The sequence below is a fragment of the Phormidium tenue FACHB-1050 genome (assembly GCF_014696925.1).
Classification (GTDB): Bacteria; Cyanobacteriota; Cyanobacteriia; order Pseudanabaenales; family Pseudanabaenaceae; genus Pseudanabaena.
Map to the genome: position 1 here is coordinate 13,054 of NZ_JACJQY010000052.1, position 23,042 is coordinate 36,095.

Here is a 23,042-nt window from a genome sequence, read left to right on the forward strand (position 1 = left end):
TTATTTCACAAATATTTCATGGCAGACACCAAAAACATTGCCTACTTTTTCTCATCACTAAAACAATATATTTGCCTATAAGTCAGAGAAATATTCTTTAACGCTGACTCATAAAAACACTATGTTAACAAACATAAAAAATAAAGTTGACAAGGCTACAGCTTTTACCAAATCATTAACCTCTCTGGTGAAAGCATTAACTGAGCTAGGCATAGCATTAACTGAGCTAGGCATAGCATTGATTCCTACCATAGGATTATTTACTGGTACAGTACACATAGATGAGATTTATCCTAAATTACGTGAAGTAAAGGAAATCATAGATATTATTAGTAATAAGCAGCAAATTGATGATAAAGATAAAATAAATGTCCAAAAACAACTAAAACAGTCACCTGATTTTAAATAGCTGATCTACCTATATAACCCAAAAAGGGATCTCCAATTGGAGATCCCTTTTTGGGTTATATGTAAATACATAAATACAGTTTTCTGGTATTCTGTAATTGCAGTTTTATGTACTACTGGCATGAAAATAATCACCGTTACAGGGTACAAAGGTGGAGTCGCAAAATCGACTACCTCCGTACACCTTGCAACCTATTTCAGCGATAAGGGTAAAACCGTTTTACTTGATGGAGATCCGAATCGAACGGCGATCGCATGGTCAGAACGTGGCGAAAACAAAATGCCATTTATCGCAGTCGATCAAAGGCAAGCGGTTAAGTTTGTTGCGGGTAGCGATTACATAATTATCGATACCCCAGCCAGACCAGACAGTGACGATCTCAAGGAACTAGCGAAAGGGTGCGATTTAATGATTTTGCCTACTGCTCCTGATGTCCTCAGTTTGCAACCAATGCTAGAAATTGCTAGAGACTTAGGAGCGACTAAAGCTAATTTCAGAGCCTTAGTGACGATCGTACCGCCACACCCTAGCACCGAGGGTAAACAGATGCGAGATGAACTAGAGCTAGGCGGCGTACCTGTTTTTAAAACCACAATTCGGCGCACTGTCGGTTTTCCAAAGGCAGCTTTAGCAGGTGTCCCGATCCGCGATATCGATGATGCACGTTTGAGGATTGCATGGGCTGACTATCAAAATTTGGGTAAGGAAATAGAGGAGCTATTGAAATGAGCGCACAGAAAAAGGTTAAGACTAGCTTTTTAGGCATTATTGACGCGGCTAGAGCCAGTGAACCAGAAGTACAGAAAGCCAGTATTACAGAAAGCCAGAATTACAGTAATACAGAATTACAGGATACTGGTAAGCCAGAAATGGCAAATCTAACCATCAAGGTTAGTAAGGCGCGGCGTAAGCATTGGGGCGTAGAGGCTAAAAAGGACAATACGAATTTAACTCAGGTAATCATTGAGGCTTTGATTGCTAAGTATGGTGATGCTGATTAACTTGAATGTTGGCAATAGCGATCGCACATTCCACAAAAAAGCAACCTAGCCAAAATCGGTTAAGGTTGCTTTTTTATAACTTATTACCCCTAGCGACAATAACGAGTTTTATATAAATCGAGAAACAAATTTATAAAAGAGGGTCTCTTTTGTGTAAATTGATTTTGTTTTTATGTGATCGTCAACGTTTTTTATAAATGGTGATCGCAGTTATATAAATTTCGTTTATATTCAGTGGCAGTTTTTAGAAGGTATAGCTAGTCAGTCTATTTTTCCCCTTTGTTTATACTCATGCTATAAAATATTTAGAGCTAGTTTGAGAATTCAAAAAACTATAATATTCCTCAAACATGATCATAAAAAATGAGGGTTTAAAGCCTTATTTTCAAATAGCATCTTGATGTCTATTAATATCATTAATATAATAAACTTATGGCTAACCTTCGTATAAATGAAATCTTAGAACAAAAAGGTTTAAGTCTAGATAAGCTCTTGGAAGCTTTAACTGCAATTCAATCTCAAGGATCTCAGCCTATTCCACTTACGGAAGAGCTAACTCCTCATGTTAGGGCTATTGCTAAAGCTTTAGGCACATCCATAATCGAATTAACAGTGCCTGAATCTGAAGTTGAATCATATAAATCTAGAGTTGCTGATATAGCCAAACAAAAATTGGATGAACAGGAAGGACTGACCTCAGAACAATTGAGTGATATAAGCCTCCTTACAGGTTGGCAAACTCAACCACTTACACTGGGTGTCAAGTTGAGTAACGACAGAGACCGTGATGATTCTAGTTCAATTATATGTGCTCTCTTTGGATGTTAGAAAGCATTTGAGAATTGTGAGTTTAGCCACCCTAGTCCTCCAATTCTGGGGGAAACCAGATTTAAGTCCCCCAGGATTGGGGGATTTAGAAGTCTTTATCACTGACTTTTGAACGAGATTTCATGCGTCATGTAATTCTTAAATGGTTTCTTAACTTATCGAGATAGGGCTACCGCTCTCGTCTTTAGTAGTGATTTACAGCAAATTAGTAGTTTATACTTCCATTCCAATTTAGTTGACTAGTATCGAGATTATGAATAAAAACTCGTTAGATTTGTATAAGTCCTATTGGGAGCATCTCACTTTAGAAAATTTGGTAAAGACAAGGGGCTTAAGCCCCTTGTTCTAGGCTCAGGAAAATTTGGACTACGCCAAAGTGAGATGCTCCCGTCCTATTAATATCAAACAATATGAGAATCCAAACCCTGAAAAATATATGTGGCGAGTCATATAAAGGGAAAGTTCTAAATGATAAGAATTTTAACAAAGCAAAAGCAGGTCATAAGGATTTACTGAGAATTCTAATAGGCTTTTTAGCAATTTTGATAACTTCTTTGTCTGGTGTCTTATCTGTTTTTTCAGGAGATACACTTGCCGCAGTTATAATTCGTATTACAGATCATTATTATTTATTTGGTCTTGTATTCTTTTTTAGTTTAGTACTGCTTATAGCGCGTGGTTTTAAGCTTTCAACTTTTAGCATTATTGCAATTTCAATTCTAGTAAGTGGTGTTATTGGAATTATTTTTGAAAGAAATTTTGGGGTGTGGCTTTCAACTTTTTTCCTTTTTCTTAGCATATCTTTAGCTTGGTTTGCTATTTTTATTGAAGCATTACTATTAGCTTTTACATCCTTATGTTGTGGCATTGTATGCGAATTTATTGCTATTATAGGAGCTATTTTTATAGCTTCTGCTTCCTCATTCGTTGCAGTTAATCAACCTCCATTAGGAAAACCAGGGGAGTTTTCTATAACTATTGTTACTGCTCTTATTTCTATTGTTACTGGGTCTATTATTGCACGACAAGCTATTAATAACTCTCCCAAATTTGTATGGATTAGAAAATTAGCAGTGTTTTGGGCAGCTACTAATGGGACATCATTTTATGGAGTTGATTTAACCGATGCCTGTTTTGATGAAGCGGATTTAAGACATACAGACTTTAGGCGAGCTAACTTAACTCGTGCAAGTTTTCAAGGTGCGAAAAATTTGGATTTAGCAAGATTTGAGGACACAATACTACAAGATCCTAGAGTAAGAAAATTACTTGTAGAAACTAAAGATAATAAAGAAAAAGACTTTACAAATGCTGATTTGAAAGGAGCAAATCTGAATAATGCAAATCTCAAAGGTGCAAATCTTAAAGGTGCAAATATTTGTGACGCGACATTCCGAAAAGCTAATTTAGAAGATGCAAACCTAGTTTTAACTCAGGCAATAGGTACTGATTTTACTGAAGCTAAGATGACAGGTGTTTGTCTAGAAGCTTGGAATATTGAAGATAGTACTAAGTTGGATCGAGTCGAGTGTCGTTATGTTTATCTATTAGAGAAGCCAAAAAAAGACACTGATAATCGTGAACGTCGTCCTAGTAGTGGGAGCTTTGTAGAAGATGAATTTACTAAGTTATTTGAAGAAGTTTTACATACAGTAGATTTCATATTTCGTAATGGTATTGACTGGAGGGCTTTTCTTGATGCCTTTCAAAAACTACGAGTGGAGAATGAAGGTGTAGACCTGATAATTCAGAGGATTGAAAATAAAGGTGACGGCGTTTTTGTGATTAGGGTTAATGTTCCTAATAATGCTGATAAGGCTAAAATCCATCATGAAGGAATGCAGAATTATGAACTTGCACTCGAAAAACTTGAAGCAAGGTATGATTTGTCGTTGAGAGGTGCAAATGAACAGCTAGCTATTTATCGTCAGCAAAATTCGGATCTATTATTAGTGATAAACAAGTTAGCTAATCGCCCTGTTACTATCGAAGTTAAAGCTACAGCAGAGAGTAAGTCCATGAATGACAGTAACGATCAAAGCCAAAATATTAGTGTTGGTGGTGACTTTAATATCAGTGCCGAAAACGCAGTCGTAAGTTTACGTGAAATGAGCGGCAATGTCACAAATATCATCAACCAGTTACCATCGTCATCTCAACCAGAGCAACAAGGCATTAAGGAACTGCTAGAGCAACTGAAGGAAACGATTGAACGTAGTACTGAACTATCTGACAAAGATAAAGTAAAAGCCTTAAAACAGATTCAAAAGCTAGCAGAGGTAAGTCAAAATCCATCTTCGGGAGGAATTCAAGACGCTGTTGATGCGGCGATTACTATGTTGAGAGGAACTCTTTCTATTATTCCAAAATTGCTTGAAGAGTGTAATAAATTATTGCCTATGATTGCAAATCTATTTGGCTTAGGGTAGTACGGCTAACTATGTATTCTGTAGTTGGGGTAGCTACAGGATACGTGCAATTTAGTGCCACGAAACGCTAAGATGACTACCTGACTTAAGTTTCAGAAATTGTCTCAAAGCTCTAATCTGTTTCAGGATATTGCCTAGATAGCAATTTCCGAACTAACAAATCAGCATTTCAGCTATCAGCTTTAATGTAAGAATGCGGATTTCAGACCATCACTCTTAAGCGATATAGTCCAGAGCAGGTTTATCGTAGTTCCGTGGCACTAAATTACACGTATCCTGATTACACCCCTAAATTATCCAACTCATCCGCAAAACCCTGAAGATCGGAAAGCGAAACCATCGATAGAGACATCCCAACAAAACCCAAAAACCGCAGAGCCTCACTTCGATAATAACGAGCCGTAGTTTTAGACTTACCATGCACCCAAAGATCGATTAACTGCTCATCACCCGTTACCGACTCCCGTAAAACAATTGCACCTATAAAAACCTCAGATTCCAAGAAATTTGACGAGTCCCCCAGCCCCGAAAGCGCTAGAGATCTCCAAAACTTAAAATTTCGCTTGACGATTAAAGGCAGAGGTTAACTTACAAAGTAATTTAACCTCACATTTAGTTGTAGCGTACCAATACGGTATTTAAAAAGTAATTGCTGAGATCGCCATTTTCTTCTGCTCTGGGGATACACCCAAATATCGTTGCAGTGCATCGAGGGAAGCGTGACCGCTAATGCTCTGAATTACACTCAGAGGCACACCAGCATTAGACATCATCGTTAGAGCAGTCCGTCTAAAACTATGGGTAGAAGCTCCTTTGATGCCTAACATATCGCAGTATTTATTAAGCATCTCATCCGCAGATTGGCTACCCATTGGCTTATGAGAATCAATTTTGGATGGGAATAAATAACCACATTTAGGCAAATCAGCACCATCGAGATACTTTAGCAAAGTGGGATTAATCGCCACCTCACGCGCTTTATTTTTGCCTTTAGTATTTTCCTTGCGGAACAAAATCGAACCATTCACAATATCTTCACCGCGTAAGGCTAACGCTTCGGAAATTCGGCAACCAGTAAATAAGCAAATCCCAAATACAGCACGATACTTTGGGGAAGCATAATCAAATAGTTCTTTTAATTGCCATTCAGTAAGAATTGCGGCTTGTCCATTACGATTTACTTTCATTCTTTTTCTTCTTTACCTTACCGCTACTGTAGCTCTACCGTATTTTTACCATAACTACAGCTAATTAGAATTTTATGTAGTCAGGTTTCCTTTAATATCAAGATCTTCACTTTGACTCGTTATTTAATCCAGTATCGATAGGGTGAGCTTATCATTGGTTGATCGCCTGAAGTCGTTGTTTCTCGTTACTTGGCTTTTGATTGATAAGTTTGACTAATGAGTACTGGGTTTCTACTTAGCACTCCTTTCCACACAAGTCTCTCTGTCTTCGTTTTGATTTATTAAGCTCTCTAAATCCCCCAATTCTGGGGGGTTTAGAGAGCTTAATAAATTTTCTTGTTCTCCCCAAAATTGGGGGGCTAGGGGGGCGCAAAAAAAACGGGTAAAGGGCAAAAGTGCTAGAGGGTAAAGGGTTAGGACTGGTCTGTGGGGTGTTAAAGAGTCGCTGGAGCTGAACATGACACGCGAAATCCCAGATTATTGTCACGAACATCGGGACTGTTGCCGACGCGGGACGCAGAGCGGCAAAACCTAGGAACGTAGTTCCAAGAACCGCCGCGTATGACACGATTAGCATCTGATTTGTCTGTCAGCCAAGCACTACCATCTTCAGGAGAGCCTTCGTAGTTACTATGCCAGTGGTCTTGACACCATTCCAATACATTGCCATGCATATCGCTTAGCCCCCAATCATTGGCAATTTTAAAATGGTCTACTGGAGTTGTCTCTTGGCGATATTCTCCTGTTACTCCATCACCATAGGCACTGCTGGCATCATAATTTGCTAATTCGGGAGAGATGGTTTCGCCAAAGTGAAATGGAGTTGTCGTTCCTGCACGACAGGCATATTCCCACTCGGCTTCGGTGGGTAAGCGATATTGTCGCTTGGTGTGGTTGGTCAATCGCGCACAAAACTCGATCGCCTCATGCCACGACACTTGCTCTACTGGTCTGGTATCTCCTTTAAACTGTGATTGATTTTGCTTGAGTTTTAGCTTTACTTGAGGCATTTTCGAGACTATTCGCCACTGAGATTGGGTAACGGGATATTTCGCCATAAAGAAGCTGGGGACTGAAACTCGATGCTGTGGACTTTCTTTATTATCAAGTCGTCCTTCTTCATTGTCGGGTGAACCCATCAGGAATGTGCCTGCGGGAATCTGCATCATCCGCAGATGGGTTTTATTGTCCAACTTTTCATCGTAGAACTGGTTAGTGGCTTGATGGCGGTGGATGGTGACAGTGGGCATAAAGATCGCCTAGGTCAAAAAAAACGGGTAGAGGGCAAAAGGGCTAGAGGGTAAAGGGTTAGGACTGGTCTGTGGGGGGCTGAAGAGTCGCTGGAGCTGAACATGACACGCGAAATCCCAGATAATTGAAACGATCAACGGGATCGTCGATGTAGCGGAACGCAGAGCGGCAACCCCTAGGATTGGAGTCCCAAGAACCGCCGCGTATGACACGATTAGCTTCTGAGTTATCTGTCAGCCAAGCACTGCCATCTTCAGGTGCGCCTTCATAATTATCCTGCCAATGGTCTTGACACCATTCATATACATTGCCATGCATGTCGCATAGCCCCCAAGCATTAGCAATATCAAAATGGTCTACAAGAGTTGTCTCGTTACGATATTCGCATTTGACACCATTAGCGTAGGTGTAATTGCCATCGTAATTTGCTAACTCTGTGGAAATGGTATTTCCAAAATAAAAGGGTGTGGTGGTTCCCGCGCGACAGGCATATTCCCACTCGGATTCGGTGGGCAAGCGATAGGAGCGTTTAGTTTTCTTGGCTAGGCGATCGCAATATTCTTGAGCTTCATACCAAGACACCTGCTCGACAGGATGCATAGCTCCTTTAAATCTTGATGGATCGGGATTGAGTTCGATATTCACCTGCTTGTAAGTTTCAGCAACGATGCGCCATTGCTCCTGTGTGACGGGATAGCGTCCTAGAAAGAATGATTTGACAGTTACAGGATGTTGTGGACTTTCATCATCACTACGATCTTCCTCAGTGTCTGGCGAACCCATCAAGAAGTCACCGCCATGAACCAAGATCATGTCTAACTCGATCTCATTACCCAGCTTTTCGCGGAAATACTGGGCGGTTCTCTGCTCTTTTTGAATGGTTAAGGTCGCCATTGTAAAACCATGTCTATGGTGAGTGGGTCAGCAAATTCTTCAGTCTAGGACTTACCAAGCTCGCTGACCCGTTTGTTTTTTGGATGCTTACACATCGCTGGAACAGATCTGGACTCTTCAATATATACGCCCGATAGATTCACATCTACCAGTTCTGACATAAAAGAGTGCTGGAGCTGAACATGACACGCGAAATCCCAGATTATTGTTACGATCATCGGGATTGTTGTTGTTGCGGTACGCAGAGCGGCAATTCCTAGGATTGTTGTTCCAAGAACCGCCGCTTTGGGGTCTGTCCCATTAACTTTATAGCAGTTGTCTTACAGTTTTTAAGATTCGGTCGTGTCGTTGGCGCGATCGAATCCCTCAAATACATTCGCTTTTTGTCGCAATCGATAGGTATCGCCATGCTTGAGATGAGCTTCCCAACTGCTGATACGTTTGCGGATGTCAATCAGCGAAATTTGCCCTTTGCCATAGGCTAGGCGGAGCCGTTTAAATCGTTTACGTGCGCGACGGAGATTGTCGTTACGAATGCGGATACGATCGCCTAAAACTCGAAACCCAACAAAGTTGGCTCCATACTTGGTTTCAAACAGTTGGCTTTTAATCGGATGCATTTTGAGGCGTAAGGTGGCTAAATAGTCAGCGATCGCTAATTTTGCATCACTCAATTCTTGATAGTCATCGCTAAACAGTGCAAAGTCATCCACAAAGCGCAAATATTTGGATACTCTCAGCCGATCTTTAACAAAATGGTCTAGTCCGCTTAGGTAATAGTTGGCAAAAAATTGACTGGTCAAATTGCCAATCGGTAAGCCTTTTAGTCGTTCTAATGGAGTCAGTAAGGTATCTTCTGGGAAATAATCGAGGACAAATTCTTGCTGATTGCTGCGATCAATAATTAGGTCAATTAGCCATAGGGTGCGATCGCATTTGATTTTACGCCGAATCAATGTCTTGAGGATTTCGCGATCGATGCTAGGGAAGTACTTTTTGATATCGCATTGCAAAATATAACGACTGCTCCGCGCATATTCGGTAAAGCGTCGTAGGGCGCGATGGGTTCCATAGCCTTTACGATTGGCATAGGTTTCCGCAATCAGACTTCGCTCTATTAGTGGCTGAATGATATTACAGAGCGCATGGTGAACTACGCGATCGCGGTAGGGTGCTGCCGAAATTAAACGAACTTTTGGATCGCTAATTTTGAACATGCGGTATTTTGATGGGCAGTAGCTTTGACTTTTGAGTTCTTCTTGTAGTTTCTGTAGTTCTAGTTCGCGATTGTAGTTAAACTCCAATACATTGTCGCGAAATCGCTTTCCTTTTTGTGCCTTTTGCGCCGCCAACAACAAGTTACCAAAATCTACAATCTCATCCCATAAATTCCCATAACGTTTCATGGGTTGATTTTGCTGCGTTGTTGTTGCTTAATCCATCCGCCTAAATCTACCCCGATGCCATTGATTAACTTGCCCGCATATTCATAGCGATCGCTTTCTATCAAACCAAAGTCCAGCAGTAACCTTGTCTGATGCCGCAGAACGTCTAGGCGACTGTTCATCGGTTCTAATAGTGGCAGTTTCTCACGTTGATAGCGCACAAAAATCAAGTTTTCCAAAAGGTCGTATAGTCCGCTAATCATGCGATCGCCTAGTTGAAATTTATGATCTCTGGGTAAGCGATTGAGTATCGGCACGTACCACTTGATGAGGTCGTAGGTTTTTTGAATGATTGGGAGATCTTGCATTTAGTAAGGTTTAGCATAAATTGCAGGAAATGCGATCGCGCAGAGCGCGAAAACCTCGCAGTCAAAAAAAACGGGTAAAGGGCAAAAGGGCTAGAGGGTAAAGGGCAATCACTCTTCTGTGAGGGCTTGAAGAGTCTCTGGAGCTGAACATGACACGCGAAATCCCAGACTATAGTTACGACCATCGGGACTGCCGTCGTCGCGGTACGCAGAGCGGCAATTCCAAGGAAGGTAGAGCCAAGAACCGCCGCGTATGACACGTCCAGTCGTTTCTGAGTTATCTGTTAGCCAAGCACCACCATCTTCAGGAGCGTCTTCATAGTTGCTATGCCAATGGTCTTGACACCACTCTAAAACATTGCCATGCATATCAGATAGTCCCCAAGCATTTGCAACGTCAAAATGCTCGACAGGCGTTGTTTCACCTATTTTCTCGCCCGTCGGACTATCAGCATAGGAAACCGTGCAATCATAATTAGCCAATTCAGGCGAAATAGTTTCACCAAAATGAAATGGTGTGGTCGTTCCTGCGCGACAGGCATATTCCCACTCGGCTTCCGTTGGTAATCGATATTGATGCTTTGTATATATGCTCAGCCGCGCACAAAACTCGATCGCATCCTCCCATGACACTTGCTCTACAGGGCGATCATCACCCTTAAAGTTTGATGGGTCAGGATCAAGTTCGCTCTCTACTTGAGGCATCGCCGCCACTACTCGCCATTGCGCCTGTGTGACAGGATATCGCCCCATATAAAAATCTGGCACTGTCACTAAATGCTGTGGACTTTCATCCTCATAGCGCTCTAATTCATCCTCAGGAGAACCCATCATAAATTCCCCACCAGCGATGCTGACCATCTCTAGCACCACATTTTCGTCAATCTGCTCCACATAGCGATAGGCTAGCCTTTCAGATTTCTGCACTATCCAGTCATTACCTAACTTGACAATAGAACCCACCTTAAAACTAAATAGCGCTAACTCAACACCAGAATCAGTTGTATTCTCATCATCAATGGTAATAGTAGCCACCGTATATTCTTCAGTCTGAAGAGGTGGATACCAAGTTTCCGTTTCTGCCTCCACCAGTCGCGCCGTCATGAAAGTCAGCCACTCTAATTCAGGGAAATCAATATCTTGCTCGGTATCTACAGGTGGACGATCTGGAGGGCGCGAGTAAGACTCTTCGATTTGTCTAACAAAATCGCGATACTTACCACCCTTACGCTTCAAAACTGCCGCAGTTACAAGCGCAAACGGACGAGCCTTTTCCACCAATTCGCGATTGGAGCTCTGACTCCAAACCATTAAATCTGCCAAAAATTCATCCAGCGATTTGTCAAACTGGCGTTCTATATACTTCGATAGCACTTTCACTGTATCAGGAACTGGAGTTTCAGCTAGCAACAGTTGACGCAGTTCCTCATCAACAAAGGCATACTCTAGCTCATTAGGATTACAGTCAGCCTTGGGTAATTCAATGGGCTTTAATAAGCCTCCCAACAACACTTCCGCAACATTCATCTGTCGAGAAGCAGATAACATGGTTTCTTGAATTAAGCGGATCACAGGCAAGGTAATCACAGGCGAGGCAGCCAATAAACACATCAAACGCTGAGCGATCGGCGAAGACATAACCTCAAACTGTTCAACTTGCTGTTTAGGACTCAAAGCATCTTGCGACTCTGCATCGGTTTGAGCCACGATCGCACGGACAAGATAGCCCGACGACTCACAATGTCCCATAACCATCTGACTCCAATTCAAGATGACATCAGCATTCAATGGCACAATTGGAACCAAAGCCGCAGATACAGACTTTGGCACAGACTGATAGGTATCATTCCATTTTGCGTTCAACCGTATATTAGGCAGTCCTGCATCAGTAGAAGATAAGGTTAGAGGCGCATAGCTACGAATAGCAGTCCTAGTCCACATCCATTCAGGCAATACCTGTATAACCGCAACAGGACTAGATCGCGACCAAAGTTTTAATAGCTTTACTATTTGCTCACTTTGCCAATACTCCGCCACACAATCAGAAATCACCAAAATCAACTGCCGCCCACTCGGATCGACCAACAATTCAGGTTTACGAGAAGATCGATGCAGATGTTTTGCCCCCAATCCCGATCGCAACTTAAATTGTCGATCTTCCCAATGCAGTCCCCAGAGATGCACATCCCGAAATGTTCCATAATTTCGCAACAGCTTCCGAAATTCCAACACCGTCTGTCGCCAGATCAGCATAGACTCACTCTCATCCACCACCAAAACCAAATCTAGCCAAGGCTCTAAGACTGGCTTAATAATTGGTTGCCAGACAAATGCTTCAGCAATTTGTTGAGCCGTAGCTTGCTCATCTAAGCTATCAACTAACTCCGATGGCACTAACCTCATTAGAGGACGTAGCGATCGCACTAAAGCCAAAGGATCGCGAATCGAAGGTGGATTGCTCACCTTAATCGGTTGACGATCCATCAAAGCATCTGAAGCCGAGCGTCGGGGCAAAAGCCCCGCAACTTTTCCTGAATTATGAGCCTCTAAATTAGCAGGAGCTGGTGATGATGATGCAGGTTGCGATCGGGTATGCACATCATCCAAAACTATTTCGCTTTGATTAGGAGATCTCCTTGTCTGTGACTTCGTCTTAGAAGTAGTCTTACCCTGTTGCCGCATTACGCTCAGCCAAATAATATCCGCCAATTCCTCAGCAGTTAAATCTAGCTGTTCGCCAAGTTTAGCAATCAGGAGATCGATCATTGCCCCGTTCCCATATTAGTGAGAGAACTGAATAGCAAAGCTTTGATTTTCTCCTGATCGGCATCCTGTGTCAGTAAATAAAGGGTATTGAGCAACTGATCGGTTGCCAGATTTCCCTCTTCCTCTTCATTCCGTTCTTGAAATGCGGTAATCACTTTCTCAAATTGTTTGGCTAAATCTTCCCCCAAATGAGATTTCACAATATTAACTAGTGCATCATCCTTGGGTGATGGCATGACAATCCTTACACAACGTCGCAAGAAAGCTGAAGGAAATTCGCGTTCTCCGTTACTAGTCATAACGACTATAGGGAAAGCATCACACTGCACTTGTCCATCATGAATCTCAACATCCAAGCCATCTTCAGATTCTACAGTTTGAGCTTTACTCCCACGCTTCGCCAGCCGCCGCAATTCTGATATTTCATATCCCCCTTCTTCCAAAAGATTTAGTAAGTCATTGGGCAAATTAATATCGCTCTTATCGATTTCATCAATCAGCAACACTCGCGGACGATGCGATGGCAAAAATGCTGTCCCTACAGGTCCCAGACGAATATATTTTCCGATATCCTGATAGTCTGGTGCAGTAATATTTATTGCCTCCTGTGCTTCTCCAGCTAACGACTTTGATTGCTTTGCTTGACTGAGTTGAGCATCCTGTAGTCGAGCGATCGCATCATATTGATACTCTCCTTGCTGGAGATTTGATCTGGCAGTCACTGACCAAACTAACACTGGTCCTAACTTAAGTTCATAGGCGATCGCATAAGCCAACGAAGTTTTGCCCGATCCAGGTTTACCCGTAACTAGCAAAGGTCTTCGCAGATAAATAGCCGCATTAACCGCATCAATAATATTAGGGATAGCCGAGCTATCAGGCTCTTGATCGCCTTCAGACTGAATTGGCGGAACTCGAAAGCTTTTTCCACGCTCAATATCACGTAACTTAGTCTGAGCAAGATTATGCAACTTTGTCCAGTAAGACTTATCTGTTTTAGCGTTAACGCTAGTTTTTTGATTAACAAACTGCCGCCATTGAGGAGGAGCAATATCACGAAGGCGATCTATGCCATTATGCGGAGCTTGTTCTCCATGAAATATAGTCCAATCTTGAGTCATGACGCTTTTGCTCCTCCTGTTTGTAATGCATTCATTAGTGGCATCCTCTCTGGGTCATCCCATATCAAAGTCAGATGCCGCAACCATCGTTTTTCTGGTGTACCACTGTGGTCAAGTGCATATGCCCGACTTGACCGCACGGTTTCTAAAAGCCTACAGCGATCGCGTAACAAATTGATTTGCAAAAACTCTTCTTCCATTTCGGCTATTACTGCATCTGGCGACGGCTCATTATTTCGCGGTAAAAATATGATGGGAATACCAGATTTTAAAATTGTCAGCAGCAACTGATACATTTGTTTTTGGCAGGTAGGCAGTGAGCAATTACTTTTAACACCCATACAATTTCTGAGCCTTTCCTGAAACGCCATCAATTTAACATTATTTACATCATTTAAAGATTGGATTAGATCTTGTAAATTTGCTTCAGGATTTAATTCTAATATCTGCCTAGACTGTTTCCACGATCCATAAAACTCATTCCAGAGATCTGTATGGTCAATTATTGATCTACTACAGCGATCATACGAACGTATTACTAAAGGATATTTAGTCGCGAGATACTGATGATCACCAAATATCTTCTCGCGATCAATAGGCTCACAAAGCAATTTAATAGGTAGGAACAATTCAACAAATAACTTATAGTCATCACAACCAAGTAATTTATTTCCGTTTTCCAAACGCTCTTGCAAAATTTTTAAACTTTTTTGTATAAGCTCTGATAGCTTCTTAGGCAACTGCTTTTTAGTAGACAATATACCTTTTTCTTTTGAAGATAGATCCAAATCTACTGGCATTCTCTGTATTTCTCCTGTTGGAGCCACACAAAGTAAACTAGCAATTACCCTAAACTTAGGTCGTTCATGATTTTCATCTACAGTAATCATCAAATGAGCTTTTAATTCTCTATCACTTAATTTTTCAATTGCTATAGTAGATTCCCGAAGTTTCTGAGGTATAAAACTAGCATCAACTTCCTGCAACCAAGTTTCTAAAGCTAGACTAATCTCACTAGTCAGGAATGTTTCCTGTAGAAGCTTCTGAACAAAGACAACAATACTGGGGCAATCGGATAAGATTGGATAATCCTCTAAAAAAAGCCTTAGAAATATAAAACACTTAAACCAATTTGATAACTCAGAATTTTCCAGATACTCAATTTTATTAGAACAGTGACATTCAATATTATTTGGCAAAACAGCTTTACCAATTATCCAAATTTTATTAAAATCAACAATTTTTTCAAGAATATTAATTAAACAAATTAATGCGTCACTAGATAATATATTAGTGTCATATTCAATTAAATCAGCTATTTTAATTTCAACAAATTCTTTAATCTTTTCACTATCAGATCTTTCTCCAGCAATACCAATCACTAACTTTTGAAATACTGAAACTCCCCGACTTTCAACTAAGGTAATTAAGCTACTAATTTTTGCATCATATGTTCCGCCTTCTATATCTTCACTCCAGCGTAAATCAAGCTCTTCACGCAAGAACCTTTTCAATTCACTTTCTTGAAATGCATCTTTTAATGCTAGTCGAAGTTTTTTAACTTCTGCCCCACTTAGTTCCATCTTAGTTACTTTTTCATTTACTCAACACCATCTATTCTTCAGTAGGGACTATCTTGGCAACAATTAGAGTATAGAGAATTAGCAAGATTGAACCGTATACAGGCTGATACAAATCTTTAAAACTAGTACTAAAAGGCTCTCCCAAAGCAAATACCCAAACAAAAAAAGCTACAGTAGATACGATGATTTGTGTTTTAGCAACAGGTTTCTTTGATTCTTTAGTTCCGCGCCAAATCCAGATTGGTGTCAGAATTAATAAAATTACAAACACAATCCAAAGTACCGTTGTCTGAGGAATATTGCTGGCACTTTTAATAATTCCAGTTAGTCCAATCCATGCAGTATTAATATCAGCAGGAATATATTTAAGTAAACGCTCTTGATAACCATCTACTGTTTCTTGAGATGTCCCCGATTGTAATTTTTTTGTAACAATTCTGCGTCCCATAATCTCCTCAACAGTTTACTAAACTAGCTTTGATGCAATCTGCGGATAAATTTTGCTAAACAAAATTCCCTCACATACAATACCAAAGGTAGTTGCACGTTCAGCATGATGTAAAGCTACTAACTGCCATTGATCATTAAAACATGGAGAGCCGCTAGACCCATTTGATGTTTTGCTAATGTATTGAATTAATCCTTTTTCTTTATATACACCCGTAACACCATTTGTGCCAAAGGCAACCTTCATTGATTCACCATCAGGGTGTTGGACAATGTGAATGCTGCCTCCTTTCGGTGGTGAATCAGTATCATAGCTAACGGGACGAATAGTAGTAGCTTGCAAAATCCTTGATTCCACTCGAAGCAACACGTAGTCTAATTCATCGGTATAACTAAAACCAACGATCGGATCGTCAGCTAATTGAAAGATCTGCTCATGTTTTTCAATCCCTGTCAACGCACCAAATACTAAACGTAGTCGTGAAGCATTTAGTCCAGCATCCTCATAAACATGATAATTAGTCAGTAGTAAGTCTTGCTTAACTAAGACCCCAGTACCGATCGCTTTTCTATTTTCAATTTCAATCCGACAAACTGAAGCAGCTCGGTCTACTCCATATTTGAGAAATGCCATATCCCATATTTCGGGCTTTGAACGCCAAAAACTTTGAAGTTCGAGATCCTCAGTAGGTCCGAGCCATTCAAAATTTAGTCTAGAGGGAATAACAGGATTAGACTTCGACTCAACAGGAATCATCCCAAACGATGCAACGAAATTAAGTAGACTAGGATTACCAGAATTTCCTTTGATAGCTGCACTTACTAAATCTGGGATCTTGCCCTTAGACTCAGCCCAAGAAACTAACTCAGCAACTGTTTCTGTTAAGTTACTACCTCCCACCACATCATCCAGTCGTACATTCATTTCCTCGCGTAACAAGATCTCTAACTTTGCTTTCTTAGGATAGGCGCTTTGCAAAGCAATCCGCAATTTTTTAAACTGATCACCTGATAGTTCCATAACTTGTTACCCCATAAGGTAAGAACGATATTTACATAAGTTTGGAAGCAAATTTATAAAAGAGGGTCATTTGTCGAGTAACACTTTATTTGTCGTCTTAACAAGTTTATGTCATCGCGATCGCATATAGCTGCATTGCTTTAAAATACGCACATTTTTGCATACAGAATTGACTAAATATACTTCACAATACCTCAAAATATTTAACAAATTAGATGACGTTTCTTAAATTAATAGCACTTTAGCTGTCGTTTCTTTGTCAAAACCAGATCTATTTTGTTAACACATTAACTGTCGTTCCTTTGATTGGTGTATAGTAATATTGCATTTTTCAGTATTTAGACGATGACAAACGATGACGAAACACTGAAGCCAAACAGGATCGTATCTGAGATCTCTAAAGAAGGTCAGCTAAAAATGGAAGTGATCCAGTTTTTAGCAGAACCATGCGATCGCAAAACCTATTCAGAAAGATTACGAGAAGCAGCCAAACGACTAGATTGTTCATTACGCACTGTTCAAAGGCTGACTAAGAAGTGGGAAGAAGATGGTCTATCAGCTTTTACATCTGAAGGTAGGGCAGATAAGGGGCAACACCGTACCGATCAAACCTGGACAGAGTTCATTATCACAACCTATAAAGAGGGCAATAAAAACAGTAAGCGGATAACTCCTGCCCAAGTTGCCATGAAAGTTAAAGTTAGAGCGCATAAACTAGGTTTAGAAACCTTTCCCAGCCACATGACGGTTTACCGCATTTTGAATCCTTTGATTGAGAGTCAAGAAAATTCTAAGAAGGCTAGAAGCATTGGCTGGAAAGGTTCAAGGCTTTCCTTAAAAACGAAAGATGGGCAGTCCTTATCTGTTGAATATAGCAATCAAGTTTGGCAGTGTGACCATACTCTAGCGGATATTTTATTAGTTGATCATCATGGAGAACTAGTCGGTCGCCCTTGGTTAACGACTGTAATTGATAGCTACTCACGATGTATTATCGGTATCAATTTGGGGTTTGATGCACCGAGTTCGCAAGTCGTCGCTTTGGCTTTACGTCATGCAATGTTGCCCAAGGTCTATAGTGCCGACTATAAACTCAATTGCAAATGGGGAACCGAGGGGAAACCAGACTATCTGTTTACAGATAATGGTAAAGATTTCCGATCTAATCACGCTCAGCAAATTGCCACCCAGTTAGGTTTTGTCTGGCATTATCGAGATCGCCCATCAGAAGGTGGCATTGTCGAACGCCCATTTGGCACTTTTAATACACAGTTTTTCTCAACTTTGCTAGGTTACACGGGTTCAAATGTGCAGAAACGTCCAGAAAACGCCGAAAAGAACGCGAGTCTGACTCTGCTAGAGCTAGAAATACGGCTTGTAAGATACATTGTCGATCACTACAACCAATCCATTGATGCAAGGATGAGTAATCAAACACGATTTCAACGGTGGGAGTCAGGGTTAATAGCTACGCCAAACCTTTTGTCCGAGAGAGAGTTAGATATTTGTTTGATGAAACAAACTCGCCGCAAAATATATCGCGGTGGCTATGTGCAATTTGAGAACTTAACCTATCGAGGTGAAAACTTATCTGGTTATGCAGGGGAAAGTGTGATTTTGCGATACGACCCCAGAGACATTACAACTGTTTTTGTTTATCACCTAGAAGGAAGTAAGGATGTTTTTTTAGCTCGTGCATTTGCTCAAAATCTAGAAGCTGAGAGGATTGGATTGGATGAGGTTAAAGCAAGCAGTCGTAGGCTGCGTCAAAAGGGAAAGACCTTAAATAATCGCTCAATTCTAGAGGAGGTAAGCGATCGCCAAATATTTGAAGATCGCAAACGAAGTCGCAAACAAGTCAAGAAAAATGAGCAGGCATTGATATCCACACAACCAGCATCTGTCCTGTCTGAGACGGTTGAGGAAACAGTGTTGGAGTCTCCCTTATTTAGGGAACGACCCAAATATGATTTAGCCCAACTTCGCAATGATTATGGATGGTAAACTATGTCTCAAGCAACAGAAATTGCCGAGCAGTTAGGACAAATCAAGCAAGAGAACCCATATTTACAGAAAGAGATCGCGCGGCTGAATCGTGAAGATTTTATAGAACTCGAACAAGTGGAGCTTGTGCATAATTGGCTAGAGAGTAAGCTCAAGTCTGGTCAGCCCTGCCGTATTGTCGGTGAGTCTCGGACAGGTAAGACTATTGCCTGCGATTCCTACCGACTTAGACATAAACCGATACAAGAGCATGGCAAACCTCCAATAGTGCCTGTCATTTACATTCATCCGCCGACAGAATGTGGGTCACGAGAACTTTTTAGGACGATCATCGAGGATTTGAGATATCAGATACCCAAAGGGACTATTGCAGATCTACGAGATCGCACCTATAAGGTTTTGAAGAGTTGCAATGTAGAGATGTTGATTATTGACGAAGCAGATCGGCTTAAGCCTAAAACTTTTGCCGATGTGCGCGATTTTTCTGACAGGTTGAAGATTTCTGTGGTCTTGGTTGGCACAGATCGTTTGGATGCGTTAATTAAGCGTGATGAACAGGTCTATAACCGCTTTCGGGCTTGTTATCAATTTAAACTTTTGACAGGGGAGCAGCTTCGGCAAACGGTAGAAATTTGGGAGCGGCAAGTACTGTGTTTACCTGTTGCCTCCAACTTAACCAGCAACGAAATGCTCAATATTTTGCAAAAAGCCACACGAGGCTACATTGGCTTGCTAGATATGGTGTTGCGTACAGCGGCTATTCGCTCTTTACAGAAAGGGTTGACAAGAATTGACAAAGCTACGCTGCAAGAAGTGACAGAGGAATTTAGGTAATGCAGACTATTCAACCTTGGTTCTTTCAGATTGAGCCTTATGAGGGTGAGAGCATTAGCCATTTTTTAGGACGGATTCGCCGTGAGAACTATTTAACTTCAAGTGGCTTAGGTAAATTGACAGGACTTGGTGGTGCGATCGCGCGATGGGAAAAGTTTCGCTTTAATCCTCCTCCTAGTGCTAAAGACTTAGAAGCTTTGGCTCTGGTAGTGGCTGTAAGTGCCGATAGGTTATTCCAAATGCTACCGCCTGAAGACATAGCAATCAAGCTTGAGCCGATTCGGATCTGTTGTGCTTGCTATGCTGAGCAACCTTGTCATCGGATGGAATGGCAATATAAAACGACTGATCGTTGTACTCGTCATGGGGTGACTTTGCTATCTCAATGTCCAAAATGTCATGCAAGGTTTAAGATTCCTTCACTATGGATTGAAGGGCGTTGCCATCGTTGCTTTACGAGTTTTGCAGACATGCAGCCTAACCAAAAGTTGTTATGACGAGCATTGGCTAGACTGCCCAATCACTACATCTATAAAAAACAATTTATTACTATAGTTGCATGAGTCAGATCACGGTCCAATGTCGCCTCATCGCCAATGAATCTACCCGTCAAATACTTTGGGAGTTGATGGCAGAGCGCAACACGCCTTTGATTAACGAACTCTTACAAAGGATTGCACAGCATCCTGACTTTCTGACATGGCGGCAAAAAGGGGGATTACCTAATGCTATTGTCGGAGATCTCTGTAAATCTCTCAAGACTGAACCTCGCTTTAGTGGTCAACCTGCAAGGTTTTATCTTTCGGCTAAGCAACTTGTAGAGGATATTTTTAAGTCTTGGCTTACGCTCAAAAAAAAGCAACAACGCAAGCTTGAGCGTAAGCTCCGTTGGTTGGAGATTCTCAAAAGTGATGTAGAACTGCAAAAGCTTGGTAATTGCGATTTAGCGTCGATTCGTAGTCAAGCTAGTATCGTCCTCAGTCAAGTACAAGCTAGCGATCGCCTAGATGATTTCAATGTGGTTAATTGCCTGTTTGCCCTATATCGAGATAGTAAAGAAGTTTTGACTAGGGTCGCGATCACGTACTTACTCAAAAATGGCGGCAAAGTTAGCCAGAAAGAAGAAAATCCCGAACATTTTGCTAAGCGTCAACGCAAAGTCCAAATCACTGTAAAACGGCTTATTGAACAGATAGAAAGTAGTTTACCGAAAGGAAGAGATTTAACGGGGCAAACATGGCTAGAAACCTTACTAATTGCGGCAACTACTGTACCCAAAGATGAAGTCGAAGCAAGGAGTTGGCAGGACAATCTACTGAAGCATCCAAGTTATCTTCCATTTCCTATTACGATCAAGTCTAATGAGGTGATGACTTGGGAAAAGAACGCGCAGGGTCGTCTATACGTTCGTTTCTGTGGTTTGGGGAAGCATAGATTTGCGGTTTATTGTGACAATCGACAGCTCCATTGGTTTAAACGTTTTTTTGATGACCAAACAACGAAAAAACAAAGCAAAGATGCTCATTCCAGTGGTCTGTTTACTTTGCGCTCTGGATGTATTGCATGGCAACTAGGCGATGGTAAGGGGGAGCCTTGGAATGTTAACCATTTGTATCTTCACTGCACTGTGGATACAAATCTGTGGACGGATGAAGGAACGGCAAATGTACGTCAGGAGAAAGCGGCTGAGACAACAAAAGATTTGGCTATTATGAAAGAGAAAGAGACCTTGTCTAAGGATCAAGAGATCTATGTTAAACGTCTACAATCTACACTCAATCGCATTAACAATCCTTTTCCTAGACCGAGTAAGCCTCTATACGAAGGTCAAGCCCATATTCTCCTTGGTGTCAGTATGGGCTTGGAGCATCCTGCTACGGTTGCGGTGGTTGATGTGATTAATGGTAAAGCGATCGCCTATCGTAGTATCCGTCAATTGTTAGGTGAGAATTATGGGTTACTCAATCGCCAAAGATTTCAGAAACGACAGAACGCTCATGATCGCTACAAAGCTCAGAAGCAGTTTGCCGATAATCAATTTGGTGAATCTGAGTTAGGGCAGTATATTGATCGTTTAATCGCGAAAGCGATTATTGCGGTTGCTAGAGAATACCGTGCTAGTAGTATCGTCATTCCTGAGTTAGATGATATGCGAGAGTCTGTACAAGCGGAAGTTCAGGCGATCGCTGAACTAAAAATTGTTAATGTTGTGGAAGCTCAGAAGAATTATTCTAAGAAATGTAGTGTCAATGTCCATAATTGGAGCTATGGGAGGTTGATTGAATGCATTAAGTCTCAAGCGGCGAAGTTAAAGATTGCGATTGAGCAGTGTAAACAACCTCATAAGGGTAGTCCGCAGGAAAAAGCTAGGGATTTGGCTGTTAATGCTTATCTAGCTAGGAAATAATTTTTAATAAGATTTGCGGAATCTTGACAATTAGAGAATTTTTTTGCATAGTTTTTTATAGCGCCGTAGTTCATGGTTGTTTTCAATCCTCTGTGCTACGCAAGTATGGGTTAGTTTGACTGTTAGTTAAGGCGGTCTTGCTTTCTGACCCTTGTGGCTACTCGCTCTGATGCTGCCGTTGCAAGACGGGAATAAGGTGCGCTCCCAGCAATAAGGGTATAGATTTACTTACTTTAAGTAGTGGCTACTGAATCACCTCCGAGCAAGGAGGAACCCTCTTTTTTTACGCGAACCTCAAGCAAGGTCTAATTTCCTGACAGGTTCGCGCAATGTCTGAAATGTTTGTCAGTAAATAATTTCGATTTTATATTTGCTGGTAAGTATTTCTTAATGTTGTTTCTGGTATGAGTTAATAAATAGGTTCGCACTTTGTTTGTTTAAATGCTTTACATAGCAAGGCTTTTAAGTAATCAGGGTTGCAATCTCTCTTCTAGAAATATGAGGGTTGAAAGGTGGGACAGTCCTCTATCACGACTTTCTTGATAAACGTTGCAATCTCTCTTCTAGAAATATGAGGGTTGAAAGCCACAACAACGCCCATCTCTCTATCGTTGTCACGTTGCAATCTCTCTTCTAGAAATATGAGGGTTGAAAGCATTGCATATAATCAGTAGGCATGTATACATTTCCTGTGTTGCAATCTCTCTTCTAGAAATATGAGGGTTGAAAGAATGTGTTGATTCTTAGGTGATCGCCGAATGTAGATTGTTGCAATCTCTCTTCCAGAAATATGAGGGTTAAAAGGGTTGATAAACTACATGATCAAGATTCATGCCAGTGTTGCGATCTCTCTTCCAGAAATATGTGGGTTGTAAAGTACATCTCTGTCTTAGCTAAAGGTATAAGAATACAAAGTTATGATCGCTATTTTAAGAACGAGTAGGCTGAAATTCTTTGATTATCCCTCAGCCCCGAAACCATTAGGAAGGCGATCGCAATAGTTCGACGACATTAATTTGTTAACAATAAGAAGATATCTGTATACTTCTAGTATTATTAATAACGACACTAATTTGTTAACGGCGACAAGTAATGTGTTACTCGACA

The 23,042-nt window shown here is 41.1% G+C and carries 20 protein-coding genes and 1 CRISPR repeat array; of the genes, 9 read left to right on the forward strand and 11 right to left on the reverse strand.

What is annotated here, in order from left to right; genetic code table 11:
• Nucleotides 1–121 precede the first annotated feature (121 nt).
• The 5 genes from H6G05_RS21755 to H6G05_RS21775 all read left to right on the forward strand — a co-directional run bounded on the left by H6G05_RS21755 (nt 122) and on the right by H6G05_RS21775 (nt 4,667).
• Nucleotides 122–409: a hypothetical protein gene (locus tag H6G05_RS21755; protein WP_190581478.1), complete on the forward strand. Its 288-nt coding sequence runs from the start codon at nt 122–124 to the stop codon at nt 407–409.
• Between the two features lie 120 nt (nt 410–529).
• A complete protein-coding gene (locus H6G05_RS21760; RefSeq protein WP_190581480.1) occupies nt 530–1,138 on the forward strand; it encodes a ParA family protein in 609 nt (202 codons plus the stop codon).
• Nucleotides 1,135–1,410: a hypothetical protein gene (locus tag H6G05_RS21765; RefSeq protein WP_190581482.1), complete on the forward strand. Its 276-nt coding sequence runs from the start codon at nt 1,135–1,137 to the stop codon at nt 1,408–1,410. The genes H6G05_RS21760 and H6G05_RS21765 overlap by 4 nt, the downstream gene beginning before the upstream one ends.
• A 432-nt stretch (nt 1,411–1,842) precedes the next feature.
• Nucleotides 1,843–2,238 (forward strand): hypothetical protein, encoded by a 396-nt coding sequence (locus H6G05_RS21770; protein ID WP_190581484.1) that lies wholly within the window; start codon nt 1,843–1,845, stop codon nt 2,236–2,238.
• A 410-nt stretch (nt 2,239–2,648) separates the two neighbouring features.
• A complete protein-coding gene (locus tag H6G05_RS21775) occupies nt 2,649–4,667 on the forward strand; it encodes a pentapeptide repeat-containing protein (RefSeq protein ID WP_190581486.1) in 2,019 nt (672 codons plus the stop codon).
• Nucleotides 4,668–4,947: 280 nt separating this feature from the next.
• Here H6G05_RS21775 and H6G05_RS21780 read toward each other — a convergent pair whose 3' ends face one another.
• The 11 genes from H6G05_RS21780 to H6G05_RS21830 form a co-directional block, all read right to left on the reverse strand.
• Nucleotides 4,948–5,169 (reverse strand): hypothetical protein, encoded by a 222-nt coding sequence (locus tag H6G05_RS21780; RefSeq protein ID WP_190581489.1) that lies wholly within the window; start codon nt 5,167–5,169, stop codon nt 4,948–4,950.
• 136 nt (nt 5,170–5,305) lie between these two features.
• Nucleotides 5,306–5,854, reverse strand: coding sequence for a tyrosine-type recombinase/integrase (locus H6G05_RS21785; protein WP_190581491.1), 549 nt, complete (start codon nt 5,852–5,854; stop codon nt 5,306–5,308).
• A 434-nt stretch (nt 5,855–6,288) separates the two neighbouring features.
• Complete coding sequence (locus H6G05_RS21790) at nt 6,289–7,104, reverse strand: formylglycine-generating enzyme family protein (RefSeq protein WP_190581493.1); 816 nt, start codon at nt 7,102–7,104, stop codon at nt 6,289–6,291.
• 58 nt (nt 7,105–7,162) lie between these two features.
• A complete protein-coding gene (locus H6G05_RS21795) occupies nt 7,163–7,999 on the reverse strand; it encodes a formylglycine-generating enzyme family protein (protein ID WP_190581495.1) in 837 nt (278 codons plus the stop codon).
• 329 nt (nt 8,000–8,328) lie between these two features.
• Nucleotides 8,329–9,405: an RNA-directed DNA polymerase gene (locus H6G05_RS21800; protein ID WP_190581497.1), complete on the reverse strand. Its 1,077-nt coding sequence runs from the start codon at nt 9,403–9,405 to the stop codon at nt 8,329–8,331.
• Nucleotides 9,402–9,752, reverse strand: coding sequence for a diversity-generating retroelement protein Avd (gene avd, locus H6G05_RS21805; RefSeq protein ID WP_190581499.1), 351 nt, complete (start codon nt 9,750–9,752; stop codon nt 9,402–9,404). Before avd ends, H6G05_RS21800 begins: the two co-directional genes overlap by 4 nt.
• A 108-nt stretch (nt 9,753–9,860) precedes the next feature.
• Nucleotides 9,861–12,518, reverse strand: a complete 2,658-nt coding sequence (locus tag H6G05_RS25920; protein WP_322096418.1) for a formylglycine-generating enzyme family protein — start codon at nt 12,516–12,518, stop codon at nt 9,861–9,863.
• Nucleotides 12,515–13,639, reverse strand: a complete 1,125-nt coding sequence (locus H6G05_RS21815) for an AAA family ATPase (protein WP_190581501.1) — start codon at nt 13,637–13,639, stop codon at nt 12,515–12,517. The genes H6G05_RS25920 and H6G05_RS21815 overlap by 4 nt, the downstream gene beginning before the upstream one ends.
• Nucleotides 13,636–15,222 carry a VMAP-C domain-containing protein gene (locus tag H6G05_RS21820; RefSeq protein WP_190581503.1) on the reverse strand — a complete coding sequence of 529 codons (1,587 nt, stop codon included), beginning with the start codon at nt 15,220–15,222 and terminating at the stop codon, nt 13,636–13,638. The genes H6G05_RS21815 and H6G05_RS21820 overlap by 4 nt, the downstream gene beginning before the upstream one ends.
• A gap of 31 nt (nt 15,223–15,253) precedes the next feature.
• Nucleotides 15,254–15,670, reverse strand: a complete 417-nt coding sequence (locus H6G05_RS21825; RefSeq protein ID WP_190581506.1) for a hypothetical protein — start codon at nt 15,668–15,670, stop codon at nt 15,254–15,256.
• Between the two features lie 18 nt (nt 15,671–15,688).
• A complete protein-coding gene (locus tag H6G05_RS21830; RefSeq protein ID WP_190581507.1) occupies nt 15,689–16,690 on the reverse strand; it encodes a trypsin-like peptidase domain-containing protein in 1,002 nt (333 codons plus the stop codon).
• 345 nt (nt 16,691–17,035) lie between these two features.
• Between H6G05_RS21830 and H6G05_RS21835 the strand changes: the two genes are divergently transcribed.
• The 4 genes from H6G05_RS21835 to cas12k all read left to right on the forward strand — a co-directional run bounded on the left by H6G05_RS21835 (nt 17,036) and on the right by cas12k (nt 21,935).
• Complete coding sequence (locus H6G05_RS21835) at nt 17,036–18,694, forward strand: Mu transposase C-terminal domain-containing protein (RefSeq protein ID WP_190581509.1); 1,659 nt, start codon at nt 17,036–17,038, stop codon at nt 18,692–18,694.
• A 3-nt stretch (nt 18,695–18,697) separates the two neighbouring features.
• Nucleotides 18,698–19,528, forward strand: a complete 831-nt coding sequence (locus H6G05_RS21840; RefSeq protein WP_190581511.1) for a TniB family NTP-binding protein — start codon at nt 18,698–18,700, stop codon at nt 19,526–19,528.
• A complete protein-coding gene (locus H6G05_RS21845) occupies nt 19,528–20,025 on the forward strand; it encodes a TniQ family protein (RefSeq protein WP_190581513.1) in 498 nt (165 codons plus the stop codon). Before H6G05_RS21840 ends, H6G05_RS21845 begins: the two co-directional genes overlap by 1 nt.
• A gap of 62 nt (nt 20,026–20,087) precedes the next feature.
• Complete coding sequence (cas12k, locus tag H6G05_RS21850; protein WP_190581515.1) at nt 20,088–21,935, forward strand: type V CRISPR-associated protein Cas12k; 1,848 nt, start codon at nt 20,088–20,090, stop codon at nt 21,933–21,935.
• Nucleotides 21,936–22,410: 475 nt separating this feature from the next.
• Nucleotides 22,411–22,811: a CRISPR direct-repeat array (repeat unit 37 nt; unit sequence GTTGCAATCTCTCTTCTAGAAATATGAGGGTTGAAAG).
• Nucleotides 22,812–23,042: the final 231 nt, after the last annotated feature.

What these genes read in the sequence shown, in the direction of transcription:
- H6G05_RS21840 (WP_190581511.1), top strand. Translation starts at nt 18,698, where the DNA reads ATGTCTCAAGCAACAGAAATTGCCGAGCAGTTAGGACAAATCAAGCAA.
- H6G05_RS21785 (WP_190581491.1), bottom strand. Translation starts at nt 5,854, where the DNA reads ATGAAAGTAAATCGTAATGGACAAGCCGCAATTCTTACTGAATGGCAA.
- H6G05_RS21800 (WP_190581497.1), bottom strand. Translation starts at nt 9,405, where the DNA reads ATGAAACGTTATGGGAATTTATGGGATGAGATTGTAGATTTTGGTAAC.
- cas12k (WP_190581515.1), top strand. Translation starts at nt 20,088, where the DNA reads ATGAGTCAGATCACGGTCCAATGTCGCCTCATCGCCAATGAATCTACC.
- H6G05_RS21830 (WP_190581507.1), bottom strand. Translation starts at nt 16,690, where the DNA reads ATGGAACTATCAGGTGATCAGTTTAAAAAATTGCGGATTGCTTTGCAA.
- H6G05_RS21825 (WP_190581506.1), bottom strand. Translation starts at nt 15,670, where the DNA reads ATGGGACGCAGAATTGTTACAAAAAAATTACAATCGGGGACATCTCAA.
- avd (WP_190581499.1), bottom strand. Translation starts at nt 9,752, where the DNA reads ATGCAAGATCTCCCAATCATTCAAAAAACCTACGACCTCATCAAGTGG.
- H6G05_RS21845 (WP_190581513.1), top strand. Translation starts at nt 19,528, where the DNA reads ATGCAGACTATTCAACCTTGGTTCTTTCAGATTGAGCCTTATGAGGGT.
- H6G05_RS21815 (WP_190581501.1), bottom strand. Translation starts at nt 13,639, where the DNA reads ATGACTCAAGATTGGACTATATTTCATGGAGAACAAGCTCCGCATAAT.
- H6G05_RS21770 (WP_190581484.1), top strand. Translation starts at nt 1,843, where the DNA reads ATGGCTAACCTTCGTATAAATGAAATCTTAGAACAAAAAGGTTTAAGT.
- H6G05_RS21760 (WP_190581480.1), top strand. Translation starts at nt 530, where the DNA reads ATGAAAATAATCACCGTTACAGGGTACAAAGGTGGAGTCGCAAAATCG.
- H6G05_RS21795 (WP_190581495.1), bottom strand. Translation starts at nt 7,999, where the DNA reads ATGGCGACCTTAACCATTCAAAAAGAGCAGAGAACCGCCCAGTATTTC.
- H6G05_RS21765 (WP_190581482.1), top strand. Translation starts at nt 1,135, where the DNA reads ATGAGCGCACAGAAAAAGGTTAAGACTAGCTTTTTAGGCATTATTGAC.
- H6G05_RS21755 (WP_190581478.1), top strand. Translation starts at nt 122, where the DNA reads ATGTTAACAAACATAAAAAATAAAGTTGACAAGGCTACAGCTTTTACC.
- H6G05_RS21820 (WP_190581503.1), bottom strand. Translation starts at nt 15,222, where the DNA reads ATGGAACTAAGTGGGGCAGAAGTTAAAAAACTTCGACTAGCATTAAAA.
- H6G05_RS25920 (WP_322096418.1), bottom strand. Translation starts at nt 12,518, where the DNA reads ATGATCGATCTCCTGATTGCTAAACTTGGCGAACAGCTAGATTTAACT.
- H6G05_RS21835 (WP_190581509.1), top strand. Translation starts at nt 17,036, where the DNA reads ATGACAAACGATGACGAAACACTGAAGCCAAACAGGATCGTATCTGAG.
- H6G05_RS21775 (WP_190581486.1), top strand. Translation starts at nt 2,649, where the DNA reads ATGAGAATCCAAACCCTGAAAAATATATGTGGCGAGTCATATAAAGGG.
- H6G05_RS21790 (WP_190581493.1), bottom strand. Translation starts at nt 7,104, where the DNA reads ATGCCCACTGTCACCATCCACCGCCATCAAGCCACTAACCAGTTCTAC.